The sequence below is a fragment of the Lampropedia puyangensis genome (genome assembly GCF_004833285.1).
Taxonomy (GTDB): Bacteria; Pseudomonadota; Gammaproteobacteria; order Burkholderiales; family Burkholderiaceae_C; genus Lampropedia; species Lampropedia puyangensis.
Genome location: NZ_STFG01000012.1, coordinates 25,575 through 47,067, shown reverse-complemented (window position 1 = coordinate 47,067; position 21,493 = coordinate 25,575). Strand labels below are relative to the sequence as shown.

The 21,493-nt window shown below is 51.8% G+C and carries 21 protein-coding genes and 4 tRNA genes; 6 read left to right on the top strand and 19 right to left on the bottom strand.

Features of this window, described 5'->3' with window-relative positions:
• Positions 1–98 precede the first annotated feature (98 nt).
• A complete protein-coding gene (locus tag E9531_RS11350) occupies positions 99–1,229 on the bottom strand; it encodes an acyl-CoA dehydrogenase family protein (RefSeq protein WP_136573880.1) in 1,131 nt (376 codons plus the stop codon).
• Positions 1,230–1,474: 245 nt separating this feature from the next.
• On the opposite strand from E9531_RS11350, the gene E9531_RS11345 reads away from it, so the two are divergent.
• The gene (locus tag E9531_RS11345) at positions 1,475–1,825 is read left to right on the top strand and encodes a helix-turn-helix domain-containing protein (protein WP_136573879.1); all 351 of its coding nucleotides are present in this window, start codon (positions 1,475–1,477) and stop codon (positions 1,823–1,825) included.
• A gap of 230 nt (positions 1,826–2,055) precedes the next feature.
• On the opposite strand, the gene E9531_RS11340 is transcribed toward E9531_RS11345, so the two are convergent.
• The 3 genes from E9531_RS11340 to E9531_RS11330 form a co-directional block, all read right to left on the bottom strand.
• Positions 2,056–2,142, bottom strand: a tRNA-Leu gene (locus E9531_RS11340).
• Positions 2,143–2,239: 97 nt separating this feature from the next.
• A tRNA-Leu gene (locus E9531_RS11335) sits at positions 2,240–2,326 on the bottom strand.
• Positions 2,327–2,423: 97 nt separating this feature from the next.
• A tRNA-Leu gene (locus E9531_RS11330) sits at positions 2,424–2,510 on the bottom strand.
• Between the two features lie 37 nt (positions 2,511–2,547).
• Here E9531_RS11330 and cysM point away from each other — a divergent pair.
• From cysM to E9531_RS11310, 4 genes are all read left to right on the top strand, one after another.
• Positions 2,548–3,450: a cysteine synthase CysM gene (cysM, locus tag E9531_RS11325; protein WP_136573878.1), complete on the top strand. Its 903-nt coding sequence runs from the start codon at positions 2,548–2,550 to the stop codon at positions 3,448–3,450.
• Between the two features lie 30 nt (positions 3,451–3,480).
• Positions 3,481–4,059, top strand: a complete 579-nt coding sequence (locus E9531_RS11320) for an NUDIX domain-containing protein (RefSeq protein ID WP_136573877.1) — start codon at positions 3,481–3,483, stop codon at positions 4,057–4,059.
• Positions 4,056–4,289, top strand: coding sequence for a sulfurtransferase TusA family protein (locus E9531_RS11315; protein ID WP_136573876.1), 234 nt, complete (start codon positions 4,056–4,058; stop codon positions 4,287–4,289). Before E9531_RS11320 ends, E9531_RS11315 begins: the two co-directional genes overlap by 4 nt.
• 270 nt (positions 4,290–4,559) lie before the next feature.
• A complete protein-coding gene (locus tag E9531_RS11310; protein WP_136573875.1) occupies positions 4,560–5,807 on the top strand; it encodes an MFS transporter in 1,248 nt (415 codons plus the stop codon).
• A gap of 38 nt (positions 5,808–5,845) precedes the next feature.
• Here E9531_RS11310 and E9531_RS11305 read toward each other — a convergent pair whose 3' ends face one another.
• Entirely contained in the window at positions 5,846–6,781 is a 936-nt protein-coding gene (locus E9531_RS11305; protein ID WP_136573874.1) for a LysR substrate-binding domain-containing protein, read from the bottom strand.
• Between the two features lie 343 nt (positions 6,782–7,124).
• On the opposite strand from E9531_RS11305, the gene murI reads away from it, so the two are divergent.
• A complete protein-coding gene (gene murI, locus E9531_RS11300; RefSeq protein WP_136573873.1) occupies positions 7,125–7,919 on the top strand; it encodes a glutamate racemase in 795 nt (264 codons plus the stop codon).
• Positions 7,920–7,990: 71 nt separating this feature from the next.
• Here murI and E9531_RS11295 read toward each other — a convergent pair whose 3' ends face one another.
• The 14 genes from E9531_RS11295 to E9531_RS11230 all read right to left on the bottom strand — a co-directional run bounded on the left by E9531_RS11295 (position 7,991) and on the right by E9531_RS11230 (position 21,386).
• Positions 7,991–8,635, bottom strand: a complete 645-nt coding sequence (locus tag E9531_RS11295) for a DUF6806 family protein (RefSeq protein ID WP_136573872.1) — start codon at positions 8,633–8,635, stop codon at positions 7,991–7,993.
• A 201-nt stretch (positions 8,636–8,836) separates the two neighbouring features.
• Entirely contained in the window at positions 8,837–9,307 is a 471-nt protein-coding gene (gene aroQ, locus E9531_RS11290; RefSeq protein WP_136573871.1) for a type II 3-dehydroquinate dehydratase, read from the bottom strand.
• A 10-nt stretch (positions 9,308–9,317) separates the two neighbouring features.
• Positions 9,318–10,283, bottom strand: coding sequence for an NAD(P)-dependent oxidoreductase (locus E9531_RS11285; protein WP_280177195.1), 966 nt, complete (start codon positions 10,281–10,283; stop codon positions 9,318–9,320).
• 13 nt (positions 10,284–10,296) lie between these two features.
• The gene (locus tag E9531_RS11280) at positions 10,297–11,433 is read right to left on the bottom strand and encodes a PilT/PilU family type 4a pilus ATPase (RefSeq protein ID WP_136573869.1); all 1,137 of its coding nucleotides are present in this window, start codon (positions 11,431–11,433) and stop codon (positions 10,297–10,299) included.
• 94 nt (positions 11,434–11,527) lie between these two features.
• Positions 11,528–12,064: a cyclic nucleotide-binding domain-containing protein gene (locus E9531_RS11275; protein WP_158291770.1), complete on the bottom strand. Its 537-nt coding sequence runs from the start codon at positions 12,062–12,064 to the stop codon at positions 11,528–11,530.
• A 139-nt stretch (positions 12,065–12,203) separates the two neighbouring features.
• Entirely contained in the window at positions 12,204–13,247 is a 1,044-nt protein-coding gene (locus tag E9531_RS11270) for a type IV pilus twitching motility protein PilT (RefSeq protein WP_136573867.1), read from the bottom strand.
• Between the two features lie 118 nt (positions 13,248–13,365).
• Positions 13,366–15,174, bottom strand: coding sequence for a type IV pilus assembly ATPase TfpB (tfpB, locus tag E9531_RS11265; protein ID WP_211343424.1), 1,809 nt, complete (start codon positions 15,172–15,174; stop codon positions 13,366–13,368).
• 107 nt (positions 15,175–15,281) lie between these two features.
• A complete protein-coding gene (pth, locus tag E9531_RS11260; RefSeq protein WP_136573865.1) occupies positions 15,282–15,890 on the bottom strand; it encodes an aminoacyl-tRNA hydrolase in 609 nt (202 codons plus the stop codon).
• A gap of 286 nt (positions 15,891–16,176) precedes the next feature.
• Positions 16,177–16,773 (bottom strand): 50S ribosomal protein L25/general stress protein Ctc, encoded by a 597-nt coding sequence (locus tag E9531_RS11255; RefSeq protein WP_136573864.1) that lies wholly within the window; start codon positions 16,771–16,773, stop codon positions 16,177–16,179.
• A gap of 91 nt (positions 16,774–16,864) precedes the next feature.
• Positions 16,865–17,827 (bottom strand): ribose-phosphate pyrophosphokinase, encoded by a 963-nt coding sequence (locus E9531_RS11250; RefSeq protein ID WP_136573863.1) that lies wholly within the window; start codon positions 17,825–17,827, stop codon positions 16,865–16,867.
• A 174-nt stretch (positions 17,828–18,001) separates the two neighbouring features.
• A tRNA-Gln gene (locus E9531_RS11245) sits at positions 18,002–18,078 on the bottom strand.
• A 36-nt stretch (positions 18,079–18,114) separates the two neighbouring features.
• Positions 18,115–18,993: a 4-(cytidine 5'-diphospho)-2-C-methyl-D-erythritol kinase gene (ispE, locus tag E9531_RS11240; RefSeq protein WP_136573862.1), complete on the bottom strand. Its 879-nt coding sequence runs from the start codon at positions 18,991–18,993 to the stop codon at positions 18,115–18,117.
• A gap of 3 nt (positions 18,994–18,996) precedes the next feature.
• Complete coding sequence (locus E9531_RS11235) at positions 18,997–19,548, bottom strand: lipoprotein insertase outer membrane protein LolB (protein WP_136573861.1); 552 nt, start codon at positions 19,546–19,548, stop codon at positions 18,997–18,999.
• Positions 19,545–21,386 (bottom strand): tetratricopeptide repeat protein, encoded by a 1,842-nt coding sequence (locus E9531_RS11230; protein ID WP_136573860.1) that lies wholly within the window; start codon positions 21,384–21,386, stop codon positions 19,545–19,547. Before E9531_RS11230 ends, E9531_RS11235 begins: the two co-directional genes overlap by 4 nt.
• Positions 21,387–21,493: the final 107 nt, after the last annotated feature.

Below are 21,493 nucleotides of genomic sequence, written 5' to 3'. Positions count from 1 at the left end.
CCTCGTATTGCTACAATACGAGGCGTTTTTTGCATCCAACCACCATGCACGCAACAAGTCAGCCAGCCGTCACCAGCAACTGACTTGCCTCATCTCGATCACATCAGGGCACGTTGAATCAAGATTTTTTGCACGTCGCTGGTACCTTCATAAATTTGGCAAACGCGCACATCGCGGTAAATACGCTCAACCGGGAAGTCATTCACATAGCCGTAACCCCCTAAGGTTTGGATAGCAACGCTACAAACGCGCTCAGCCATTTCACTGGCAAACAGTTTGGCCATCGCGGCCTCACGCAGGCACGGCTGCCCAGCGTCGCGCAAGCTGGCAGCATGCCAGATCAATTGGCGCGCAGCTTCAATCTGCATATCGCACTCAGCCAACCGGAATCCCACTGCTTGGTGGTTGACGATGGCAGTGCCAAAACTCTCCCGCTCCTTGGCATACTGCACAGCTACCTCGAACGCTGCACGCGCCATGCCCACACTTTGCGATGCAATACCAATTCGCCCCCCCTCCAGCGAAGACAAGGCAATCTTGTAACCCTCCCCTTCCTGACCAATCAAGTTCTCGGCAGGAATACGGCAGTCCTCCAAACGAATTTGCGCCGTATCGCTGGAGTGCTGCCCCAGTTTTTCTTCCAAACGCTCAACGTGATAGCCTGGCTGATTGGTAGGTACGAGAAAAGCGCTCATGCCTTTTTTACCAGCTTGGGCATCAGTCACCGCAATCACTATGGCAACCTGGCCATTCTTTCCACTGGTGATGAACTGCTTGACCCCATTGAGCACATAGTCATCACCCTGCTTTCGCGCTGTCGTGCGCAGCGCCGATGCATCTGAGCCGACGTGCGGCTCGGTCAGACAGAAAGCGCCCAACATGTGCCCTTGCGCTAAGGGCTCCAACCACTGGCGCTTTTGCGCAGGACTCCCGTAGCGCATCAAAATCGCATTCACCGGACAATTGGTCACACTGATAGCCGTACTGGTGCCACCATCGCCTGCTGCAATTTCCTCCAACACCAGCGCCAAACTCAAATAATCCAAGCCCGCACCACCATATTCCGTTGGTACACAAATCCCATATGCCCCCAGCGCAGCAAGCCCTTGGTGCACCTCGTGCGGAAAATGGTGCTGCCGATCCCATTGCGCAGCATGAGGGGTCACCTCTTCACGCACAAAAGCACGCACGGCATCGCGAACCATTATTTGATCGTCATTCAATAACATTACTGCTGTCTCCTAGTCGTTGTTGTGCATGGCCTGCAGGCATGCATTCCCGATTGTAGAGTGCAGCGCTGGTTTCCATCTGGCTCGAACCATAGCCAGAACCCACACCGTCTAGACCGCGATTTTTCCAAGCAACACTTGACCCTGACTTCACAGTACATTAAAAGTCACGTCATAACGGATGCGTAGCCGCGCAGCCCCCATAAAATGGCCTGATCTTTGGTCCCAAGGTCTATGCATAAGCTATGAATGCACGAAAAATCAATCTCGAGGAAATGGCACAGGCAGTCTTTGCAAAAGTCGAACCGCCCTCAATGCAGTCCCCGCTGAGTGCGGCATTAGAAAACACGACATCGCCCAACAGCACGAGCGCATCAAACAAGCCATTTGAGACAGATCCCGCACAAGCGCAGGCTAAAACCCGTCAAGCCAGAAAGGCATTGGGCATGCCCCAAGCCACTTTCGCCAGCTTGATCCACACCTCTGCGGCGGAATTGAACGACTGGGAGCAAGGCCGAAAAACTCCACCGGGCGCCGCTGTTCGACTATTTGAGCTGTTGATCAAAAATCCAGACCTCAGCAAACTATGGGACTAAGCTTGCCCAGCCCATAACCCCTGCTGCGTTACCAGCAGTAAGTGTTTTCGCAAACTGTCTCGCACCCAAAAAACCGAACTGATCAACAAGAAATACCCACACGAAACAGGTAACGCAGGAGAAAGTTGCAAACGGCAAAAAGCCACCTCTAAAGGTGGCTTTGAATATGCGCAACGAATGCGCCAAGAAACAGCGTGCGGGTTAGGCTGCAGAGTTTTTCATCTAAAAGATGGTGCCGGAGGCCGGAATCGAACCGGCACGGGTTTTACCCCGGGGGATTTTGAGTCCCCTGCGTCTACCAATTTCACCACTCCGGCAGGAGCGAACTACTTGCATTAAAAATGCCACCTTGCAAGGTGGCATTCATGCTTGAATTTGTTTCGAACTACCTGCCGATGACCACCTTGATTAAGATGGTGCCGGAGGCCGGAATCGAACCGGCACGGGTTTTACCCCGGGGGATTTTGAGTCCCCTGCGTCTACCAATTTCACCACTCCGGCAGGAGCGAACTACTTGCATTAAAAATGCCACCTTGCAAGGTGGCATTCATGCTTGAATTTGTTTCGAACTACCTGCCGATGACCACCTTGATTAAGATGGTGCCGGAGGCCGGAATCGAACCGGCACGGGTTTTACCCCGGGGGATTTTGAGTCCCCTGCGTCTACCAATTTCACCACTCCGGCAGGCGTCGAAGCACGCATTATATGGCATATTTACGGCATGAAATACAAAACCATTGAAAATGCAATTGGCAATACGCCACTGGTTGCTTTGCAACGCATCGACATCGCAACCAGCCACCAGCGCGGCAATACAATTTTGGCCAAACTGGAGGGAAACAACCCTGCAGGCTCGGTCAAAGACCGTCCGGCGCTGTCTATGATTGAGCGCGCGCAAGAGCGTGGCGACATCAAGCCTGGCGATACTTTGATCGAGCCCACTTCTGGCAACACCGGCATTGCCTTAGCCATGGCCGCCGCTATTAAAGGCTACCGGATGATTTTGATCATGCCGGAAGACCTATCAATTGAACGGGCACAAACCATGAAAGCCTTTGGTGCCGAATTGATTCTTACCCCAAAAAGTGGCGGCATGGAGGCCGCTCGTGACTTGGCCGATACGATGGTGCAGCAAGGCCAGGGAGTGATCCTCAACCAATTTGCCAACCCAGATAATCCTCGCATCCACTACGAAACCACTGGGCCTGAGCTGTGGGAGCAAACCCAAGGAAACATCACACACTTCGTCAGTGCCATGGGTACCACAGGCACGATTACAGGGGTATCACGCTTTTTGAAAGAGAAAAACCCAGCCATTCAGATCATTGGTGCGCAACCTGCTGAGGGTTCACGTATTCCTGGCATCCGTAAATGGCCGCAAGAATACCTGCCCCAAATTTACGACCCGTCTGCCGTTGATGAATTGGTCTCCGTTACCCAAGACGACGCAGAAGACATGTGTCGCCGCCTGGCTCGTGAAGAGGGTATCTTTGGCGGCATATCTGCCGCAGGTGCTTTATGGGTTGCCATGCAAATCAACGCTCGCGTTGAGAATTCGACCATCGTGTTTGTGGTGTGCGATCGAGGCGACCGCTACCTCTCCACCGGTGTATTTCCTGCGTGATCCCTCACCTTCTACCTAAAAAGAACCACGATGACATATGAAGTGCGTTTTTGCAGCCACTGCGGCACGGCGCTGGAGTGGATGCCCTCACAAGAAGACAGTGGCCTGGTAAACCGCCTGCGCTGCCCTGCATGCGGATGGACACACTGGAACAATCCCACTCCGGTGTTAGCGGCCATTGTGCAATACCAAGACAAGATCGTGCTGGCGCGCAATGCATTATGGAAAGACCCCTTCTTTGGCCTGATCACCGGCTTCATGGAGGCAGGCGAGTCCCCTGAAGCAGGTATCGCGCGAGAAGTCAAAGAAGAGATCAACCTCGACGTGCAAAGCTGCCAGTTGATTGATGTGTCTGAGTTCTTACGGATGAATCAAGTCTTGATTGCCTACCACGTAGTGGCTACAGGCATCATCAAACTCTCCCCCGAACTGTCTGAATACAAACTGGTTGACCCCAGCCAAGCTACGGTATGGACATCAGGTACCGGTCGGGCCTTACAGAAATGGCTCCGCACCCAAGGTTTTGAACCCGAGGTGATTGAGCGCTATCCCAATGGCAGACCGACAGAAGACAATAACAGCTCCTCATCAGGGCTCAACAAGTCATGACAGATATTGCACTAGATGTCGATGCAAAGGGCCTGCGCTGCCCGCAGCCCATTCTGCGCGCCAAGCGGGCACTGGCAACGCTGCAAAGCGGCCAATTACTCCATGTACAAGCAACTGATAATGGCTCATTGCAAGACTTTGCCGCATTTTCGAAACAAACCGGCAATGCGTTGGTTGAGCAATACAGTGATGACGCAGGAGTGCACCACTTTGTGATTCGCCGAAGATAAGGGCACAGTTCTTGGAACGTCAGAAACTTGACACGTAGGATCTCCACACAGACTGCGTTGGAGTCCAAAATGATGCGCTGCGCGGCAACAGGTGCCTTGCACTATCTCTTTTTTTGCGTCTTGCGCGACTGTGTAGGGCCCCGAAACACGCTCTTCGCGCGTGCGGAGCACGCAGACCAGATGAACCAAATACCATTGGGCGATAAACGGCAAGCGCGTTTGATTCAAAGTCATTAGACTTGCGCGGTTTCTGCCTTTTATTGCGTTGCAATGTCTCCTTCCTCATCTCCTACGCCACACACTCAAGCGTCTGGCTCTCTGCTTTTATTGATGGCCATTGCCTGCGGTTTATGCGCAGGCTGTAATTACATCAGCCAACCGCTACTGCATTCGATTGCAACCGGGCTGCATGTGAGCGAAGCCCAAGCGGCCTTCAGTGTCACCGTGTCACAGCTAGCCTATGCCGCGGGCCTACTATTTCTAGTCCCACTTGGTGATTTGGTTGATCGACGCAAGTTGATTGTGGTGCTAATGGGACTTGCGGCTGCAGGTTTGCTGCTGTGCGCATTCACCGGGGAGATTGGATTTTTCTGGTTAGGCTCTGCAGTGGCAGGAGTATTTTCAGTCGCAGCACAAGTTTTGGTGCCATTGGTGACGCTAATGGTGCTGCCCCAACAAGCAGGCCGTGCTGTGGGCATTCTCATGACAGGGCTTTTGATTGGCATTCAATCAGCGCGAAGTATTGCTGGTGTTCTTTCAGGCACGGCGGGCTGGCAATCGGTCTATATACTCACCGCCATTTTGATGCTGCTTGTCGCTGCTGCCTTGGCGAAAATGCTGCCAACCCCGGCAGCATTGCCCCCTGTAAACATGGCACAAACAGGGGCACATAAAGCCAGTTACAGCAGCACCATGCGCTCATTGGTTGATTTGTTTATACGTATGCCGCGCTTGCGCAGCCGAACGTTGATGGGCGCATTCAGCTTCGGGAGCCTGGCGGTGCTGTTCTCAACCATGGCGCTGCTGCTAGGAAAAGCGCCTCATGGTTTAAGCGATCTACAAATCGGGCTATTAAGTCTGGTAGGCGTTGCCAGTGCGCTGGTAGCAAAACCTATTGGCCAATGGGCCGACCAAGGCGATGAACCCAAGACTTCATTGGGCGCCAGCCTGCTAGTGATTGCCACCTGGCCTCCCATGTGGCTGGCGGCACAAAGCACCACCATGTTTGGCATTGGCTTACTATTGCTTGGCGTTGCTATTGCGGGCACACACATTTCCAACCAAAGCGTGATTTTCAAACTCACCAGTCAAGCGCGTTCTCGAGCCAATGCCATCTATATGACAGGATATTTCCTTGGCGCGTCAGCCGGCTCTGCCTTGGGTGTTCTAGCCTGGGATGCAGGCGGTTGGTCTACTGTATGCTGGCTCGGATTGGCGTTAGGCCTGGCCGCATTGGCAGCCAACATGTACGACCGCAAGCTCGCACGTGCAGAAGAGTCGCGACAACAAGCGCTATAAACGCTCGGGTATTAACCCACTACGGTTTGATGCGCAATTCAGCCGACTAACTTCTGCACGTCTTCCAGTGCGGCTTGCTCTACAAACCAGTTGTGCACGGCTGCCACGCGCCTATCATCCAGCGCACCTGCGGCATAAACCAAGCAGTAGCTTTTGCCTGTCATGACCCGCTTGCCAAAGGGTTCCACCAACAGACCCGAGGCCAGCTCGTCCGAAGTCAATCGTTGACGGGCAATGGCCACGCCCATGCCGACCTTGGCTGCATCAATCGTGACTTGGTGCCGATTGAACATATAGCCTCGCCGCACATCCACATGCCCAGCACCAATAGCACGCAAATAACTCTCCCACTCACCATAAGGTTCACTGCCTCGCCAAGCAGTCACATCGTGCAATACAGGAAAATGCTTCAGATCTTCAACGCTTGCGAGTGGTCGCTCAGCCGTTAACAGCTTGGGAGATACAACCGGAAAAATGGCTTCTTGCATAAGCACCGTACTTTGAAAGCCCGGCATCAGGCCATCATTGAGGTCAATGGCGATATCAAAATCACCTTCCCGCAATGAGTGCGCACTGTCTTCTGCCTCCAAACTCAATTCAATATGCGGATATTGCTCCATCAACAAAGGCAGCCTTGGCACCAGCCAAATTCCAAGGAAGGATGGCAGTGAACGAACCCGCACCACGCCTGAAAGCGGCCCACCACGCAATCGGTGAATGGCCAAATCAACATTAGCGTAAGCAGGGCTAACCGTAGCCAATAAACGATCACCCTCTTCTGTCAACTCCAGCCGCCTAGAGAAGCGCTGAAATAATTTAAACCCGAGCCACTCCTCCAACGCCTTGATCTGCTGACTCACCGCCGCAGTTGTGATGCATAAGCTCTCCCCCGCCTCCGTGAATGACAGGCTGCGGGCAGCCACAACAAACACTTTCAAGCGCGCATGAATCTGGGATGGAGTAGTGGTGCTCATGGTTTAATTTTATTTAAATCAATTACATAAAAAATAGTTTCAATGCTGATTTTTTTCATTTAAATCGCAAAAATCGTTATTTTTATAAATATCTCCTTAACTGCTTGTCGCGGCATTTGCACTTTAGAAATAGAGTGTCTCCGCACAAAGAAAGTCAGCGCCTACGGCAACACCATAGACACATTCGGACACGTCTGTCTGAGCAGCATGACTCAAATGCGCAATAGCGCTGTAACGGGATAGAAATTGAGAACTTATGCCGTCGTAGCAGCAGCGCCATCCTGAGCAAAAGCATACAATGGCGCAGTGTTTAACCGCATTGCCATGCCTGTTCTTGGCCACCATGACCCCTTTCAATTCCAACCCAATTGGCGTTTTTGACAGCGGAATCGGCGGCCTGAGCATTCTCAAAGCGCTTCAAAAAACACTACCTCACGAGTCGTTCATATATTGTTCTGACTCAGGCTTCGCACCCTATGGTGAGCGCAGTGATGCTTTCATCATTGACCGCAGTATTGCCATCACGCAACAGCTCCAGCAGCAGCATCAAATTAAAGCTTTGGTCGTGGCCTGCAATACTGCGACCACGGTTGCCATTCACATCCTGCGGGAACGATTCGCCCCCATGCCTATTATTGGCGTAGAGCCGGCCATCAAACCCGCGTTGGCCTCGACCGCAAACGGGCATATTGCCGTATTGGCAACCGCCCGAACATTGGCAAGCGCCAAATACCAACATCTTCTAGAAAGGCTCAAAGGAGAGGCTCGCATCTCGAATGTGGCATGCAATGGCTTGGCCAAAGCCATTGAAAATCAGGACGACAAGCAAATACAGTTACTGTGCAAAACCTATATGGCGCAAGCGCAGCCAATTGGCGGCCCACCTGTTGACACCATCGTGCTAGGTTGCACCCACTACCCACTGATTCTGGATGCTTTACAAGCTTATGCCCCAGCATCCATGCGATGGTTGGATTCCGCTAGCGCAGTCGCAAACCAAACCATGAGCCGACTCAATAACTTAGACATAGCCAACCGCTCAGAAGCTGTGGGCTCGATCAGATTCGAAACATCAGGCAATCAAGCCATTCTCTTCTCTATGGCTGAGCGCTTTCTGGGATATCCGCAACACGTCTGAAATAGTCACAGCAACCATCGGAGATTGCTCAAAAAAAGCGTGCTGATCGCCCGCTTGGTTCGCATTGATGCTCAGTGTAAATGCCGAGGACGGCGTCCTCCTCCATGACCACCTGCACCTGACTCTCCTCTTGGGGGCTTACCCAATTCCAAAGAGCTAACCAAGGCATCAAAACGCCCTGTGAATAGCCGATCGACTTCTGCAACCACTCCTGTGAGCTCGGAGGCATCGAAATGGCGCTCCATTAAGGTCACTACGTCCTGCACCAGCAAGTCGCGTTGCACCTGCATGATGGCTGATGGAGTTGGGCCAACAAACAGCAAGAAGAAATCATCACGGGATTCGCCTTCGTGCTCAGGCGCATCCTCTTCATCTTCGTCCATCTCATCAAAGGCACGATCGTAGAACGTGACCTCAATGGCGCATCCGCGGTCTGCAAGTTCGTTGAGGTTCATACAGACATCATTGAGAACCTGGCGAAAACCTTCATCGCCTTGCACCGTCCAGCAAATTTGCAATGCATGTTCACGTGCGACAAATTCAATACCGGGCTCTTCTTCGTAGTGGCCTACCGCCGCAGCCGCCAAAGACCGTGCTCCAGCGTAACGCCACATGGGCTTGAGCGCCTCTTCAATATCGGCAAATACCACATCCGGGCGAACAAAAATTTGCCCATGAACATGGATTTCAAAAGGGGCATCGTTGTCATTTGTCATAGCTGGCCTAACTTCAAAAGCATACAAAGCGCTTTCGCGCCTTGTATTGCGTGCTAACACTATACCGCTATGTTCATCTATCACACCATGCCGAGCGGAAGTGGCATGGTTCTTTCAAAAGTGCAATTCATCACACACCGCGTGTGCAATACACACTCAACGGATATATCACATTCGTATTGTATGTGGCCTAGCCTCAATCTAGTGGGATTGCCACTGTGCAATCGCATCGATAGCCAAGCCGTAACCTAAAACACCAAAACCGCACATGACCGCTTTGGCGGCACTGGCTATGTATGAGTGGTGGCGAAACTGTTCACGCGCATGGACGTTACTAATGTGCAGTTCAATCAAGGCAATACCTGTGCCCTTGATGGCATCAAGCAAAGCCACACTGGTGTGCGTGTAGGCTGCGGCATTGAGCACAACCCCTGCCAACCGCCCATCGCGGTGCAACTGACCGGCATCATGAATCCATCCCACCAAATCTCCCTCATGGTTGCTTTGGTGGCAGCGCACCTCAAAGCCGTATTGCCCCCCCTTCTGGCGGCACAAGGCTTCCACATCGTCCAAGGTTTGGGAGCCATACAAATGGGGTTCGCGCGTACCCAATAAATTCAAATTAGGGCCGTTAAGGACAAACACCACCAGCGGTGCCGAAGACTCAGACATTTCCAGCCCCTTACTTTGCAGAAGGTTTGGTCAATCGAGCGATCAGGCTGGATGTATCCCAACGGTTTCCGCCCATGGCTTGAACATCAGAATAGAACTGATCGACCAGCGCTGTAACAGGCAAATGCGCGCCATTGCGACGCCCCTCTTCCAACACCAAGCCCAAATCCTTGCGCATCCAATCCACTGCAAAACCAAACTCAAACTGCCCTTGAGCCATGGTCTTAGCGCGATTTTCCATCTGCCAGCTTTGTGCAGCCCCCTTGCTGATCACATCAATCACAGCAGGAATGTCGAGCCCAGCGTGCAGGCCAAAAGCGACTGCTTCAGATAAGCCTTGCACAACACCAGCAATCGCAATTTGGTTGACCATCTTGGTCAATTGACCTGCGCCAGAATCTCCCATCAACGTAAATGCACGTGAAAACACTGCAGCCACAGGTGCTACACGGTCAAAAGCAGCTTGGTCGCCACCACACATCACTGTCAATTGGCCGTTCTGTGCACCCGCTTGCCCACCAGAAACGGGGGCATCCAGAAACGTCAATCCTTGTTTTCGAGCAACAGCGCACAACTCACGCGCGACATCGGCCGATGCGGTAGTGTGGTCCACATAAACTGCTCCAGCATGCATTCCGGCAAAGGCGCCGTCCTCCGATGCAGTTACAGATCGCAGGTCGTCATCATTGCCCACACAACCAAACACGATCTCAGCCCCCTGCGCAGCCTCCTTTGGAGTCAAAGCGTGTTTGACGTTAGGGTTGATGGCTGAAAACTCCTTGACCCATTGCGCGGCTTTGGCTTCAGTTCGATTGAAAACCACAACCTCATGCCCAGCTGCCGCCAAATGCCCAGCCATGGGATACCCCATGACACCCAACCCAATAAATGCGACTTTGCGCTTACTTTCAGCAGGATAGGAGCGCGCTTGGATAGAAGGAGTCTGTGCAGTAGAAGTCATGGTCAAACAAGGAATGTCAAAAATCGCATTAAACCACCGAAAGATGTTCTGTGCCTGCACTCAAATTGGCCACACGCCCACGCGTACTGTGCAACTTGATTTGCAAGCGAAGATCGTTGAGCGAATCAGCATTGCGCAGTGCATCTTCGTAGGAAATGATGTTGGCCTCAAACAGGTCAAACATGGCCTGATCGAACGTCTGCATACCTTGGTTTCGACTGAGTTTCATAGCCTCCTTGATTTCAGAGACCTCACCTTTAAAAATCAAATCTGCAATACGAGGACTATTGATCAGCACCTCCAGAGCCGCGACACGTCCTTTGCCATCTTGCCGAGGAATCAAGCGCTGGGACATGATGGCGCGTAAATTCAAAGACAAGTCCATCAACAACTGTGCACGCCGCTCCTCAGGGAAGAAGTTCACGATCCGATCCATCGCTTGGTTGGCACTATTGGCATGCAGGGTTGCCAAACACAAATGCCCCGTCTCCGAGAATGCGATGGCATGTTCCATCGTTTCGCGGTCTCGAATCTCCCCCATCAAAATAACATCAGGTGCTTGACGCAATGAATTTTTCAGCGCAACTTCCCATGAGTCTGTATCCAGCCCCACTTCACGCTGCGTGATCACACAGTTCTTGTGCGTATGCACAAACTCCACGGGATCTTCAATCGTCACGATATGCCCAAAGGAATGCTGGTTGCGCCAATCCACCATGGCAGCCAATGAAGTCGACTTCCCTGAACCAGTCGCCCCCACCAAGATGCACAACCCACGCTTTTGCATGGCGATGTCCTTACTGACCTGTGGCAATCCCAGTCCGTCAATAGTGGGAATATCCAGAGGAATGACCCGCAAAACCATGCCAACATGGCCTTGCTGGACAAACGTATTAACCCGGAAACGTCCAACCGTAGCTGGCGAAATCGCAAAATTGGCTTCTTTTGTGCGCTCAAACTCTGCGGCTTGCTTATCACTCATGATCGAGCGGGCTAGTGCCAAAGTATGCGCAGGAGTCAAAGCCTGCTGAGAGACTTTTGTCACCTTCCCGTCCACCTTGATTGCAGGTGGAAAGTCAGCCGTAATAAATAGATCGCTGCCATTTCTGCTGACCATCAATCGAAGCAAATCATTGATGAATTTACTGGCCTGATCACGCTCCATGCTTTCTCCCCTTAAGATTTCGTAGTTAGGCTACTAATGCCCGACCATCTGCTGTGCACCGCAATACCCGTTTTGACTTTTCATTTACTGTGGATCAATGCATTTTTGCACTGATCGAACGCAGCCGAACCGATAGCTTGCGAGCCAAAACCAACAACATTCTGGCCGCCAAATGCGGCTGATGACGCATCAATTGCTCCAAGCCATCATAAGTGAGCACAGCCAAATCGCACGGCGTCAATGTCACACAAGTAGAAAACCGCTCCCCCTGGTCCATCAGGGACATTTCTCCAATAACATCTCCAATATGTGTTTGTGCCATTCGCACAGGCGCGCCAGCCGCATTGGCACGCTCCACGGCAATAACTCCGGTCAATTGAACCAGCATAAAATCGCCGTATTCATTTTGATGCACCACTTCGCGGTCAGCGCCCACCAAAACATACTCAAAGAAAGGGCCCATTGCCAAGATATCCCCCCGGCTGAATGGTTGTAGCGCGCCTTGACTTGACCAAGCCGCCTGAAACAGAACCAACCCTCGATCCAGTGACAAAGGCCTTGCACCCAACTCGTTCGAGCGAATAGTCCAAGGAACCATCAAGTCTTGTGCATGCATGCGCGAATGCATCATGGATTGCAAAAACAAGAGCTCTTCAGCGTCCTCTCCACTCTGCTTCACGTGCTGACTCTGGTTACCTCGGTCAGTCGACTTCGGCAAAAGATCCTTTTTGCGTTTCCACCACACAGGCAACTCCTTGTGCGAAGGCTGATCAAACTGGGAAGTTCTCTGGCATTTTGGCTTTGTAGCGTGCATCTTTTGCACTAACCACATTACGTCGTACCAGCTCCACCAAATTCTGGTCCAGCGTTTGCATCCCCATGCTCTGGCTCGTTTGGATCGTGGAATACATCTGCGCCACTTTCGCCTCACGAATCAAGTTACGGATCGCAGGTGTACCTAACATGATCTCATGTGCAGCCACACGCCCTGTGCCATCTTTGGTTTTCAACAGCGTTTGAGAAATCACTGCTTCCAACGACTCTGACAACATGGAGCGGACCATCTCTTTCTCTTCCGCTGGAAAAACGTCGATGACACGGTCAATGGTTTTTGCGGCACTTGAGGTATGAAGTGTGCCAAACACCAAGTGCCCCGTTTCCGCGGCCGTCAATGCCAGACGAATAGTTTCCAAATCACGTAACTCGCCCACCAAAATGGCATCCGGATCTTCACGCAATGCTGAGCGCAAAGCTGCCGTGAAAGAGTGGGTCATGGGGCCCACTTCGCGCTGGTTGATCAGGCATTTTTTCGATTCGTGCACAAACTCAATGGGATCTTCCACCGTCAGGATGTGACCATACTCCGATTCATTGAGATGATTAATCATGGCAGCCAGCGTGGTCGATTTTCCTGACCCCGTTGGCCCAGTCACCAGCACCAAACCTCGGGGTTTCAAGGCCAAATCACCAAAAATCTTGGGGGCGTTGAGCTGCTCGAGGGTCAGCACTTTGCTGGGAATTGTCCGTAGCACCGCTGCTGCACCACGATTTTGATTGAATGCATTCACGCGAAACCGTGCTAAGCCATCGACCTCGAAAGAAAAATCAACCTCGAGAAATTCTTCGTACGTTTTGCGCTGCGAATCACTCATGATGTCATACACCATGGAAAAAACAGCGCGATGGTCTAGTGGCTCCACATTGATACGCCGGACATCACCATTGACACGGATCATGGGGGGCAAGCCCGCCGACAAATGCAAGTCAGAAGCTTTGTTTTTTACGCTAAATGCCAATAATTGAGTGATATCCACAGCTCTATTCCAATCAATTCATTACAAAAATATATCTCTGTCACATATATTATCGCGACTCACTCAAGGCGAAACAACTACAGGTGCAAGGAACATGAACTTGTAGGCCTGCGCCCACTCAGCCAGGCTCTGGTGTTGACATCAACACCTCCTCCAGCGTGGTGGTTCCATCAACAACGCGCTGCGCGCCCGACAAGCGCAACGGACGCATACCTGCAGCAGCAGCCTCTCTGCGCAATTTGGGAAGGCTCAACTGTGCATGAATCTGCTCTCGTACCTCACCATTGACCGTTAACAACTCATACAACCCTAAACGTCCGCGGTAGCCACTCATGCGGCAATCTGCACAACCAACAGGTCTGTATGGGCTGATTTTTTTATCATTGAGGTTGATCTTCCATGGTTTGACGGCGGCCTCCAACGTTGTGGCGTCAAATGCATCATCAGGCTCTTTGCAGCTAGTGCATAAAGTACGCACCAACCGTTGCGCCAATACACCTAGCAAGGTGGCATTGATCAAATAGGCAGGCACTCCCAGCTCCATTAAGCGCGTGACGGCTGATGGGGCATCGTTGGTGTGTAAGGTTGAAAAAACCAAATGCCCTGTCAACGCAGCCTGGATCGCCATTTCTGCTGTTTCCAAGTCACGAATTTCGCCCACCATAATGATGTCAGGATCTTGCCGCATCAAGGCACGCAAGCCTTCCGCGAAGCTGAAATCAATTTGAGGCTGTACCTGGGTTTGATTGAAACTCGCTTCAATCATTTCAATCGGATCCTCAACCGTACTGACATTGACCTCATCAGTCGCAACACGCTTGAGTGTGGAGTACAAAGTCGTCGTTTTGCCCGACCCCGTCGGCCCGGTTACCAAAATGATACCGTGAGGTTTATGTATCAACTCCTCCCAACGCCGACCATCGTGCGGAGAAAAACCCAGTTCAGCCAGGCTCTTGATCGCATTGCCAGGATCAAAGATTCGCATCACCATTTTTTCGCCAAATGCCGTAGGCAATGTTGACAGGCGCATTTCCACCTCTTCCCCGTCCGGATTGCGCGTCTTGATACGTCCGTCCTGAGGACGCCGTTTTTCCACCACATCAATGCGGCCAAGCAGCTTGATGCGCGCAATCATGGCATTGAGAACACCAATCGGCATTTGGTACACCGTATGCAACACACCATCAATGCGAAAACGAATCGCACCTTGCTCACGTCGTGGCTCTAGGTGGATGTCGCTGGCGCGCTGGTCAAATGCGTATTGCCATAACCACTCCACCACACGGACAACCCCTTGGTCATTTGCATCCAGTGTTTTGTTGCCTTTGCCCAACTCCACCAACTGCTCAAAGCTGGCCATCGAGCTGGCATTGCTGGTGCCGCTTTTTTGTGCAGAACTGACTGAACTGGACAAGGCATAAAACTCGCCAATATAGCGTTTGAGCTCTTGAGGATTGGCCATCACCAAGCGCACCGGACGCTTGATTTGACGCTCAATTTCTTTAATCCAGTCCGTGGTGAACGGCTCACTGGTTGCCACCACCACCTCATGCGACAGCACTTTAATGGGCAAGATTTGATAGCGACTGGCATACGCCGCGCTCATTACTTCAGCAATGCGCCCCACATCAGCCTTGAGTGGATCAATCAGAAAAAACTCAACCCCAGCCCGTTTGGCAACGAACTCTGACAGGTCATCAAGGCTTAATGTGCCTCGGCCATCGGCACGCACTAAGGAAATGGCCGCTAGACGCACCAAGGGATTCTGCGCGCTTTCTGTCCGTGAAAAGCGCCCGATTGTGCGTTGCGCCTCTTCAGGGGAAATAACATCGTCTTCATGCAACCACTGCACCACATGCAACCAATCGAGTTTGCCGGAAAATCCTTTAGCTGCTTTGTTTGACATTTGCTCATGCGATGCAACCATTGATGCGCCTTTCTGTATTTCTGCTCCCATGCTCCCCCCGCTGTATTCAAGGTCGACACTTTTCGCAATGCACTTGGCAGAGCCAAAGGCATGCGCCAAATGCTCACTCACTTTTCTAAGCTGCTGAACTTTTTCTCTTGCATTGCTGCGCTATGGATTTTGCGCATGGCCAACTCCATCTCTCCTTGCACCAAGTCATCCAATGCCGTTATCGAACGCGCACTAGCCAGATCAATGGCATCCATATCCTCTCGGGCAGGTTTGCGTAAAACCCAGTGAATCACCTCACTCTTTACGCCAGGATGTCCCACCCCAATTCTCAAGCGCCAAAAATCAGCACTTCCCAGCTGCGCTTGTATATCTTTGAGTCCATTATGGCCTGCATGGCTGCCACCCTTTTTCAACTTGACTTGCCCTGGCTGCAAATCCAACTCATCATGGACCACCAAAATTTCATGTGGCTCTATACGATAAAAGCGGGCCAAAGCCCCCACACACTGACCTGAACGATTCATGAACGTCATGGGTTCTGCCAACCAAACCATTTGCCCAGCAATACGCGCTTTGGCCACATTTCCAAAAAAACCTTTTTCTGGCTGTAAATTGACCCCAGACATGCGGGCTACTGCATCAATCCACCAAAAACCAGCATTGTGCCTAGTCGCCTCATATTCAGGCCCGGGATTGCCCAATCCCACCAACAACTTCAACGTCATAGTCAACCTTCATTCCCTGTTCGCACAGTGAGACAAATTGCATCAGCAAATCCAGACATGCAATCCAAGGCAAAACGCAATCTTTTGCTCCAACTAGAGACTCCTGTGCTGCCACAACATCCATCGAATCGAAATGGCCGCGCTAATCACGGCCCCTGCATTAACACCAATATCCACAAAACAAAAACCCGCAACATACCATGTTGCGGGTTTTTGTTTTGAAACATTCAACACCCCACGAGCAGCTTACGCCACTGAGCGATGCAGAATGTCTGATCTCAAATATTTACTCAGCAGCAGGAGCTGCAGCTTCCTCAGCAGCAGGGGCCGCAGTGGCAGTTGCCAACACTGGATTTTGCGCAGACAAACGCTTAAGCGCAGCAACGCCACGTGGCAATTTGATGTCACGCAAACGCAACACAGCATTCTTACCCAGTTTGCTCAGATCAACCACAATCGCTTCTGGCAAGTCAGAAGGCATGCAAGTCACATCAATTTCAGTAGTCACTGTGTTGATGAGTTGGCCCTCAGTTTTCACTGCAGGAGACTCTTCAGCACCGGTGTAATGCACTGGCACTTTCATGTGCATACGTGTTTTTTCGTCAACACGCTGGAAGTCAACGTGCAAAACCAATTGTTTGTAGGGATGGTATTGCACATCACGCAGCAACACTTTCTGCGCTTTGCCACCAATTTCCAAATCCAACACGCTGGAATGGAACACTTCTTTTTGCAGCGCAAACCACAGTGGATTGTGATCCAACTCAATCAACTGAGGCTCGGCAGTACCACCATAAATAATACCTGGCGTACGGCCTGAATGACGCAGACGGCGGCTCGCACCCGTTCCCTGCTTTTCACGTTCAAATGCAACAACTTGCATAGTTCTCTCCTAATTGGAACGCGCCGCGACCAGCGCTGCTCCGGTTGATAAAGCACGGTATCACACCGTGCCGATAAAAAACTTAGGTTGCTTAATCAGTGAACAAACTCATCACCGAATCACCACGCGCAATCCGCTGAATCGTTTCAGCAAACAACGGCGCCACGGACAACTGACGAATCTTGCTGCAGTTGCGGGCGGCATCAGACAGTGGAATCGTATTGGTAACGACTACTTCATCCAACGCGTCGCCATTGGCAATGCGGTCAATTGCAGGACCAGAGAAAATAGGATGGGTGCAATACGCATGCACACTCTTAGCGCCGCGCTCTTTCAACACCTCAGCGGCCTTAACCAAAGTGCCTGCTGTGTCGATCATGTCATCCATCACCACACAGTTGCGCCCTTCGATCTCACCGATCACATTCATCACTTCACTAACATTGGCTTTTGGACGGCGCTTATCAATGATGGCCAAATCGCATCCCAACTCTTTAGCCAAAGCTCGCGCACGCACCACCCCACCCACATCAGGAGATACCACAATCAGATCTTCATAGTTTTTCTGATTCAGGTCATTGAGCAAGATGGGAGACGCGTAAATATTGTCAACAGGGATATCAAAAAATCCCTGAATCTGATCCGCATGCAAATCCATAGTCAGAACTCGGGCCACACCCACTGTCTGCAATAGATTAGCCACCACCTTGGCCGAAATAGGCACGCGCGTCGAACGCGGACGACGATCTTGGCGGGCATACCCAAAATAAGGAATCACCGCACTGATACGTTCAGCAGAAGCACGCTTGAGCGCATCAACCATGATCAGCAATTCCATTAAGCTGTCATTGGTTGGCGCGCATGTGGACTGCACCACAAACACATCACGCGCGCGCACGTTCTGCTTGATCTCGACTGTCACTTCACCGTCAGAGAACCGGCCAACTTGCGCCGCCCCCAAGCCAGTTCCTAAATGCTTTGCGATTTCTTCAGCCAAGCCAGGATTGGCATTGCCGGTAAACACCATGAAGTCAGGGTGATGGTAGGAGCTCATATGATGACCGCTAAACGTGGGATGGCGGGACAATAAACTACGCCAAGTCTATCCATTCTGGCTTGCAACATCCAAAACGAAGACACAGCAACAAAGTGAGTCTACTAAGATTAAACGAAATAGAGCAGACCACCCAAAACAAAACGCCGCAAAGCGGCGTTATCGTAAGAAACTTGGCAGGGGAAGAAGGATTCGAACCTTCGCATGCCGGAATCAAAATCCGGTGCCTTAACCAGCTTGGCGACTCCCCTACACAAACGCCAGAAATTCTGGCATTCGAAAAACTTTCACACACCACCAAAAGGGTGCTTAAACAAACCTGCACAGACTCTTACTTCGGAACCCACAAAAACATCTTTTATATCGACGATTAACGCATCAATTTCATCACCAGAAACCGAATTATTAATTTTTGCAAAAACCGCAGAACCTGAGCCGGTCATTATAGCTCGTAATTTACGCCCTTTTAAAAAATAAATAATTTTTTTAACTTCAGGACAGAGAACTTCGGCTACACGCTGCAGTGCATTTAAACCAAATTCATAAGGCATCGCAGCGAAGTCCGTAATTCTAGCACAAGCAGATTCCTTATTCAGCAACGGATGTGAAAAAATTTGCGCTGTTGACAGCCCAGCCTGAGGTTTAATTACCAAAAAGCGGGCATCTGGTAACGCTAACGGCCCCACTAAAGGCGTCAATTTCTCGCCAATGCCTTCTACCCACGCATTCGTACCGCCAATAAAAAACGGTACATCTGCACCCAATTGCACGCCAATCTGCTGCAATTGCTCTCGCGACCAATGTAGTCCCCACAATTGATTCAACGCGAGCAGCGTGGACGCCGCATCCGAAGAACCTCCGCCCAAACCAGCCTCTGCCGGAATATTTTTTTCTATGCGGATATGCACACCCCGAACAACCCCTGCGGCCTGCTGCAAAAGCCTCGCTGCACGCACAATCAAATCTTCTGCAGGCAATGGTTGGGTTATGTCTTCACGCGTGATTGCACTGGAATTCGTACGCACTTCAAAGTGCAGCACATCACACCAGTCGATCATGACAAAGGCCGATTGGAGCAAATGGTACCCATCTTCGCGAACCCCTGTGATGTGCAAAAACAAGTTGAGCTTGGCTGGCGCCAAGACGTTATCCAATCGCACAAGCATTGCTCAGCCCTCATCCTCAGGCGACTGCAAAATCACCCGCAAGCTTGTACGCGGCAACGGCTGCTCACGCAACGCACTGATGCGCCCTTCGCTATAGCGCGACAAATCTAACTGCCAACCTGCCACCTGCTGCGCATCGCCTTGCAACCACGCAAACAGGGCTTGCACAGGAATGGGTGTACCAAAAATATGGGCTACCAGCTCATCAAGAGAGTCACTCACCAGACGCTCTGAGCCCGTATCCACCATCGCTTGCTGAGATGACCAAATCAGTTTGGCAAGGACATTTCCCAAAGGGTTATAGACCTCCAACTCACCCTGCGTTTGACTTCCTTTGAGCTCAAAACTGGCGGTATAAGAGCGCGGACGCTCTTCTTCAGTATTGAGCGCCAAACGTCCTCGCCACAAGCCTTGCTGCGGTGTATATATAGCAGGTGTTGTACATGCAGCAAGCAACCAAGCCGCACCCAAACACCACGCCCTGCGATGCCACAATGCTGCGCCCTTAGACGCCTCAAGAAATGCCTCAGCCACTGGCTCATGCTGGTTGCTCATGGCGCGGTTCCTTGCTGTTTTGGCACGGGGTCCACAAGCGCTGGACTGCTGTGCAGCAAAACACTGGCTTTGCCATCCAAGCGCTCAATGGTCATGCGCAACGTCTCGCTCTTGGCGTTGTTTCGCAAACCTTGCCGCCAAATCCCACGGGCTTGTTCATGTTCTCCTTGCGCCCACATCACCTCGCCTAGATGCGCCGCAATCTCCGCATCAGGGTCAATTTCGTAAGCCTGCTCCAGAGTAGTCCGTGCTTCTTCAAGATTGCCTGAGCGGAATTCAAGCCACCCCATGCTGTCGAGCACGTACGGATTTTTCGGCTCAAACGACAATGCTTTTTGTATCAACTTGCGCGCTTCGGCCAAACGCACTCCCCGGTCTGCATACGAATACCCTAAAGCATTGAGCGCATGAAAATGACCAGGGGATCGGGCGATGATGCGGCGCAACTGCGCTTCCATTTCTTTGACATTGCCCAAACGCTCAGCCATCAGAGCGTATTCATAGACCAAGTCATCATCGTCTGGGTCTTTTTTAATCAACTGCCCCAGCAATGCCAATGCATCTTGCGTTTGTCCTGCGTCACGCAATAGTTGCACCTCTGCTCTTTGCTTCAAGCGCTCAACCTCCTCGCTAGGCGCAGGGATGCTGCGAATCAAAGCTCTGGCTTCGTCAAGCTGCCCTAACTGCGCTTTGGTTTGCGCCCGCTGAACTTGCACTCGCATCAACAACGTTGGCTCGCTCACTTGTTCAAGCAGACTTTGCGCTTGATCAGAATGGCCTTCGTTATCGGCCATTTGCGCACGCAAAACCAACGACTCGTCAGCACCACGCATCTGCAACTCTGGGTTATTCAACCCATCCACCAGCCGATCAAAAACATCCAGTGCCGCGCGGGCATCCGCAAACTGTCCCTTGTTCACATGCACAGCAGCCAGTGCCAACCACGGATCGGCCATATCTTGGTGCGCAGCCGTCACGCGCTCAAGCACCTTCAAGGCCTGGTCTTCGTGCTGCTGCGCGACCAATAAACGCGCATAACTGACTAGAAACTGCGGATTGGCTTTCTCGCTGACAGCGTAAGTGTGCAGCAGTGCTCCTGCTTGTGTCTCTCCTCGTGCATACAGCTCCAAAGCCAAAAAGGCTGCGCCACTTGCTTGCGCATTGGCCGCATACGCTTGTCGCAGCAACTCCAATGCAGCGGCTTGATCACCTTTTTGCAGCTCAATACGCCCCAGCACGGCCAAAGCATCGCCGCGCCAAACAGACTGCTCAGCGAGTTGATCAACAAGCGCAGCCTTAACCACTTGAAGCACTACAGCCTTGTCAGGCGCACGCTGGTAGACCAGAGGAATCGCATACAGATTCTCCTCCATTTCCTCATCAGTGGCGAACCGCAGCTCCTGCCGTAAATGCCACTGTGATTGCGGAATCTGGTTGAGCCCCACCAACACCTGCAGAACAGCCTTATTGGCATCACGCGATTGCGGCAACGCTTCGTTCCAAGCTTTTGCTGCACGCAACGCACGATTCCCATCCCCCATCATGTACGCCGTCTGCATGGCGCGTTTGAACAGATCTTCTTGCTGGCGTGTTTGTGCTGCGCGCAACATCAATTCATAGCTCGAACCGGCATCGCCCTCGTGCACCAGAATTTCCGCAACCAACGCTTCATAAAAACTCTCGGCCGCTGCCCGAGGGGTGAGGCCTGAAACGTGATCCTGGGCTGCAACCTCTGAGGCCTGAACCTGCGCCGGGCTTGGCGCAGCCTGACAGCCTGAAACCAGTAATGTCGCCATCAGGCTTAGGGGCAACAAGGTGCGATGGTGAATTTTTTGCATCTGATGATAATAATCCAATTGGTCTGCGTGCCCAGGCAAGTCTGCCAGTAATTACTTGCCTTCACACAGGCAAGGATTTTCCTCTGAACCCCACGGATGCCAATCGT

Coding starts and splice junctions, on each gene's coding strand:
- E9531_RS11350 (WP_136573880.1), bottom strand. CDS start 1,229: ATGTTATTGAATGACGATCAAATAATGGTTCGCGATGCCGTGCGTGCT.
- E9531_RS11345 (WP_136573879.1), top strand. CDS start 1,475: ATGAATGCACGAAAAATCAATCTCGAGGAAATGGCACAGGCAGTCTTT.
- cysM (WP_136573878.1), top strand. CDS start 2,548: ATGAAATACAAAACCATTGAAAATGCAATTGGCAATACGCCACTGGTT.
- E9531_RS11320 (WP_136573877.1), top strand. CDS start 3,481: ATGACATATGAAGTGCGTTTTTGCAGCCACTGCGGCACGGCGCTGGAG.
- E9531_RS11315 (WP_136573876.1), top strand. CDS start 4,056: ATGACAGATATTGCACTAGATGTCGATGCAAAGGGCCTGCGCTGCCCG.
- E9531_RS11310 (WP_136573875.1), top strand. CDS start 4,560: ATGTCTCCTTCCTCATCTCCTACGCCACACACTCAAGCGTCTGGCTCT.
- E9531_RS11305 (WP_136573874.1), bottom strand. CDS start 6,781: ATGAGCACCACTACTCCATCCCAGATTCATGCGCGCTTGAAAGTGTTT.
- murI (WP_136573873.1), top strand. CDS start 7,125: ATGACCCCTTTCAATTCCAACCCAATTGGCGTTTTTGACAGCGGAATC.
- E9531_RS11295 (WP_136573872.1), bottom strand. CDS start 8,635: ATGACAAATGACAACGATGCCCCTTTTGAAATCCATGTTCATGGGCAA.
- aroQ (WP_136573871.1), bottom strand. CDS start 9,307: ATGTCTGAGTCTTCGGCACCGCTGGTGGTGTTTGTCCTTAACGGCCCT.
- E9531_RS11280 (WP_136573869.1), bottom strand. CDS start 11,433: ATGGAGCGTGATCAGGCCAGTAAATTCATCAATGATTTGCTTCGATTG.
- E9531_RS11275 (WP_158291770.1), bottom strand. CDS start 12,064: ATGATGCATTCGCGCATGCATGCACAAGACTTGATGGTTCCTTGGACT.
- tfpB (WP_211343424.1), bottom strand. CDS start 15,174: ATGGTTGCATCGCATGAGCAAATGTCAAACAAAGCAGCTAAAGGATTT.
- pth (WP_136573865.1), bottom strand. CDS start 15,890: ATGACGTTGAAGTTGTTGGTGGGATTGGGCAATCCCGGGCCTGAATAT.
- E9531_RS11255 (WP_136573864.1), bottom strand. CDS start 16,773: ATGCAAGTTGTTGCATTTGAACGTGAAAAGCAGGGAACGGGTGCGAGC.
- E9531_RS11250 (WP_136573863.1), bottom strand. CDS start 17,827: ATGAGCTCCTACCATCACCCTGACTTCATGGTGTTTACCGGCAATGCC.
- ispE (WP_136573862.1), bottom strand. CDS start 18,993: ATGCTTGTGCGATTGGATAACGTCTTGGCGCCAGCCAAGCTCAACTTG.
- E9531_RS11235 (WP_136573861.1), bottom strand. CDS start 19,548: ATGAGCAACCAGCATGAGCCAGTGGCTGAGGCATTTCTTGAGGCGTCT.
- E9531_RS11230 (WP_136573860.1), bottom strand. CDS start 21,386: ATGCAAAAAATTCACCATCGCACCTTGTTGCCCCTAAGCCTGATGGCG.